This window comes from Burkholderia sp. LMG 13014 (assembly GCF_905232215.1).
Classification (GTDB): Bacteria; Pseudomonadota; Gammaproteobacteria; order Burkholderiales; family Burkholderiaceae; genus Burkholderia.
Genome location: NZ_CAJNKE010000462.1, coordinates 1 through 4,748, shown reverse-complemented (window position 1 = coordinate 4,748; position 4,748 = coordinate 1). Strand labels below are relative to the sequence as shown.

3 protein-coding genes are annotated in these 4,748 nt (G+C 66.8%); 2 read left to right on the top strand and 1 reads right to left on the bottom strand.

Annotated elements, in window-relative coordinates; translation table 11 throughout:
• Nucleotides 1-22 precede the first annotated feature (22 nt).
• On the bottom strand, nt 23-1,267 hold the full coding sequence (locus JYJ84_RS28675; protein ID WP_122945951.1) for a lactonase family protein: 1,245 nt from the start codon (nt 1,265-1,267) through the stop codon (nt 23-25).
• A 166-nt stretch (nt 1,268-1,433) separates the two neighbouring features.
• On the opposite strand from JYJ84_RS28675, the gene JYJ84_RS28670 reads away from it, so the two are divergent.
• Together JYJ84_RS28670 and JYJ84_RS28665 are read left to right on the top strand one after the other, a co-directional pair.
• Nucleotides 1,434-3,263: a glycoside hydrolase family 15 protein gene (locus JYJ84_RS28670; protein ID WP_175222854.1), complete on the top strand. Its 1,830-nt coding sequence runs from the start codon at nt 1,434-1,436 to the stop codon at nt 3,261-3,263.
• Nucleotides 3,264-3,475: 212 nt separating this feature from the next.
• Nucleotides 3,476-4,748 (top strand): polyhydroxyalkanoate depolymerase (locus JYJ84_RS28665; protein ID WP_205189778.1); only part of this gene is annotated, 1,273 nt, incomplete at its 3' end.

Sequence of the window (4,748 nt, the reverse complement as noted above, 5' to 3'; positions counted from 1 at the left end):
CATCGGCAGCGCCCTTTTTCATTTACTGCACCGGCACCAGCTTGAAGTCGACCGGCTTGCCGACCGCCACCTTCTGCGGATTCGGGCCGAGCTGCCCGGTTTCGACATTGCGGCTGAACACGTAGAACGTATCGCTGTCCTGGTTGCCGACGATCAGCCACTTGCCGGTCGGATCGATCAGGAACTCGCGCGGCGTCTTGCCGAGGCTCGACTGGCGGCCGACCTGCTTCAACCGGCCGTCTGCCTGGTTCACCGCGTAGATCACGAGATCGTTCGCGTCGCCGCGGTTGCTCACGTACAGGAAGCGGCCGTCCGGCGACAGATGGATCGCGCCGCCGCCGACCTTGCCCTTGAAGCCCGGTGCCGTCATCGACACGGTCTCGACCGGCGTCAGCTTGCCGTCGTGGTAGCCGAACACCTCGACCGATGCGTTGAGCTCGCTCGTCACGTACGCGTACCGGCCGTCGGCGCTGAACACCATGTGACGCGGGCCCGAGCCCGCCTTCACCGGCGTGTAGCGGGTGTCGGTCGGGCTGATCAGCCCGCGGCTGCCGTCCACCGTGTAGCGGTAGCCGTAGATCTTGTCCGCGCCGAGATCCTGCACGAACAGGTAGCGGCCATCCGGCGAAAACACCGTCGAATGCACGTGCGCGCCGTCCTGGCGACCCTTCACGGGCCCGGTGCCTTCATGGTGCACGGTCAGCACGGACTGGCCGACCGCGCCGTCGTCGCGCAGCGGAAACACCGCGAAGCTGCCGCCCGGATCCTTCGCGACCGAGTAGTTGGCCGTCACGAGGTACTTGCCGTCCGGCGACAGCGCGAGATAGCAAGGATCGTTCCCTTCCGACGACACGCGGTCGATGAAGCTCAGCGCGCCCGTCTTCGCGTCGAAGCGGAATGCGCTGACGCCGCCGCGCTGCGTCGCCGGCCCGTCGTCGCCGGGCAGTTCGTTGACCGCATAGACGGTGCGACCGTCGCGGCTCGGCAACAGGTATGACGGATTCACGGTCTTCGCCGACGACACCGGCGCCACGCTGCCGGATTTCGTATCGAAGCGGTAAACATAGATCCCGTCGCTGCCGCCGCCCGTGTAGGTGCCGACGAGCAGGTTGTAGACGCCGTCGGCCGGGGCGGGTGATTGCTGCGCAAATGCGTGGGTCGCGGACAAGGAGAGCACGATCGCGAAACCTTTCATCCAGTGAGCGAGCCTAAGCGGGAACCCTCGTGTCGAAGCGCGTGCGTCACGCTCGCGTAAACGGTTGGGCATTGAATCCTCCTTGCATCGAGTCGCTTCAAGTGTTGAGATAGGACGAAACGCCGACCGTTCATGCGCTCCGCCGCCCGGCCGAGTATACGGGGCGCGGCGCCAAGGCGTGAAGCCCTGGCGACCGCCGTCCGCATTGTGAACTCGAATACCCAAGGATCGCCTGCCCATGCCCACCCTGATCGAAGACTACGCCCTCGTCGGCGACGGCCACACGGCCGCGCTGATCGCCAAAGACGGCTCCGTCGACTGGCTGTGCTGGCCCCGCTTCGATTCGGGCGCCTGCTTCGCGGCGCTTCTCGGCACCCCCGAGCACGGCCGCTGGCTGCTCGCACCGGCCGCCGACGCCGCGATCACGCACACGACGCGCCGCTATCGCGGCGACACGCTGATTCTCGAAACCGACTACGAAAGCGCCGACGGCGCCGTCACCGTGATCGACTTCATGCCGCCCGGCAACGGCTGGTCCGAACTGGTGCGGATCGTCGTCGGCCGCCACGGCACGATGAAGATGCGCATGGAGCTCGTGTTGCGCTTCGACTACGGCTTCTCGATCCCGTGGGTCACGCAGCTGACCCGCGAGGACGGCATGAAGGCGATCGCGGGCCCCGACACCGTCGTGCTGCGCACCCCGGTGCCGCTCACCGGCGAAAATCTCCATACGCTCGCGGAATTCACGGTGAGCGCCGACGAGCGCGTGCCGTTCTCGCTCAGCTATGCGGCGTCGCACCTGCGGCTGCCGCCCGCGCGCGACCCGCTGTCGATGCTCGCGCGCACCGAGAACTACTGGCTCGAATGGTCGGGCCGCTGCCAGGTGCAGGGCCGCTACGCGGCCGCCGTGCGCCGTTCGCTGATCACGCTGAAGGCGCTCGCGTACGAGCCGACCGGCGGCATCGTCGCCGCGCCGACCACGTCGCTGCCCGAGAAGATCGGCGGCAACCGCAACTGGGACTACCGCTACTGCTGGCTGCGCGACGCGACGATCACGCTGCTCGCGCTGATGCGCGGCGGCTACTACGACGAGGCGCGCGCGTGGCGCACGTGGCTCGGCCGCGTGATGGCCGGCTCGCCCGAGCAGATCCAGATCATGTACGGGATCGCCGGCGAACGCCGGCTGCCCGAAATGGAGCTCGACTGGCTGCCCGGCTACCAGGACTCGAAGCCGGTGCGGGTCGGCAACGGCGCCGCGAACCAGCTCCAGCTCGACGTGTTCGGCGAGGTGATGGCGGCGCTGCACCTCGCGCGGGTGGGCGGCCTGCAGGCCGACGACACGGTCTGGTCGGTGCAGTGCGCGCTGCTCGACCATCTCGAGAAGATCTGGCAGGAACCCGACGAAGGCATCTGGGAAACGCGTGGCGGCCGCCTCCATTTCACGTTCTCGAAGGTGATGGCGTGGGTCGCGTTCGACCGCGCGATCAAGTCGGCGGAAATGTTCCGGCTGCCCGGCTCGCTCGACCGCTGGCGCGGGCTGCGCGAGCAGATCCACGCCGACGTATGCAACAACGCGTGGCACGAAGGCAAGCAGGCGTTCGCGCAGAGCTACGGCAGCGACGAGCTCGACGCGAGCGTGCTGCTGATGCCGCTGCTCGGCTTCCTGCCGCCGGAAGATTCGCGCATCGTCGGCACGGTCGAGGCGATCGAGCGGGAATTGCTGCACGACGGGCTCGTGATGCGCTACCGCACGACCGACTATGACGACGGCCTGCCGCCCGGCGAAGGCACGTTTCTCGCTTGCAGCTTCTGGCTGGTCGACAACTATGCGCTGCTCGGCCGGATCGACGACGCGCACCGCCTGTTCAGCCGGCTGCTCGCACTGTCGAACGACCTCGGGCTGCTCGCGGAGGAGTACGACCCGGTGGCCGGGCGGCTGGTCGGCAACTTCCCGCAGGCGTTCTCCCACGTGGCGCTCGTGCATACCGCGATGAACCTGATGCACCACGAAGACGCGATGGCGCGCGCAGCCGGCCAGCCCGCGCCGGCCGTCGCGACGGGGCGCTGAACGGGGGCGCGAGCGGCTTGGTCAGAGAACGTCAAATCGCAAAACTTTGATGAAAAATCGGGGAAATGTTGCATTGCACCACCCATCGTTGTCCGATATGATCGACGCGATTGTCCGGCTGCAGTGCAACATGGCCGGCCGCTGACCCACACGGCACGCCGCGACGCCCCACGCCGCCCTTGCGCACCGTCCCCCACGCGGGAGTAGTCTGCATGCTTTACCAACTGCACGAATTCCAGCGCGCCATGCTGAGCCCGCTGACGGCCTGGGCCCAGGCCGCGTCCAAATCGTTCGCCAATCCGTCCAGCCCGTTCTCGCTGATGCCCGGCGCGACGCGGATGGCCGCCGCGTACGAACTGATGTACCGGCTCGGCAAGGATTACGAGAAGCCCGAATTCAACATTCACCAGATCGTCAAGGACGGCCACAACATCCCGATCGTCGAGCAGACGATCGTCGAGAAACCGTTCTGCCGGCTGCTGCGTTTCAAGCGCTATTCGGACGATGCCGATGCCGTCACGCAGCTGAAGGACGAGCCGGTCGTGCTGGTCTGCGCGCCGCTGTCGGGCCATCACTCGACGCTGCTGCGCGACACCGTGCGTACGCTGCTGCAGGATCACAAGGTCTACATCACCGACTGGATCGACGCGCGGATGGTGCCGGTCGAGACCGGCCCGTTCCACCTGCACGACTACATCGCGTACATCCAGGAATTCATCCGCCATATCGGTGCGCGTAACCTGCACGTGATCTCGGTGTGCCAGCCGACGGTGCCGGTGCTCGCGGCGATCTCGCTGATGGCGAGCCGCGGCGAGGACACGCCGCTCACGATGACGATGATGGGCGGCCCGATCGACGCGCGCCGCAGCCCGACGTCGGTGAATTCGCTCGCAACACAACACTCGACCGCGTGGTTCGAGAACAACGTGATCCACACGGTGCCCGCGAACTACCCGGGCGAAGGCCGCCAGGTGTATCCGGGCTTCCTGCAGCACACGGGCTTCGTGGCGATGAACCCGGAGCGGCACGCGCAATCGCACTGGGATTTCTACCAGAGCCTGCTGCGCGGCGACGAGGACGACGCCGAAGCGCACCGCCGCTTCTACGACGAATACAACGCGGTGCTCGACATGGCCGCCGAGTATTACCTCGAGACGATCCGCGTCGTGTTCCAGGAATTCCGGCTGGCGGAAGGCACGTGGGATGTCGAAGGCGAGCGTGTGCGCCCGCAGGACATCAAGCACACCGCGCTGATGACGATCGAGGGCGAACTCGACGACATCTCCGGCAGCGGCCAGACGCACGTTGCGCACGAGCTGTGCACGGGCATCCCGCAAGACGATCGCCGCAGCCTGACCGCCGAGAAATGCGGTCACTACGGGATTTTCTCGGGCCGCCGCTGGCGCACGATCATCTATCCGCAGTTGCGCGACTTCATCCGCGAGCATGCACCGGAGCCGAAGCACGGCGCGACGAAGGATGTCC

Bases quoted from the DNA above. Each gene is read 5' to 3' on its own strand.
- JYJ84_RS28675 (WP_122945951.1), bottom strand. From the start codon at position 1,267: ATGCCCAACCGTTTACGCGAGCGTGACGCACGCGCTTCGACACGAGGG.
- JYJ84_RS28670 (WP_175222854.1), top strand. From the start codon at position 1,434: ATGCCCACCCTGATCGAAGACTACGCCCTCGTCGGCGACGGCCACACG.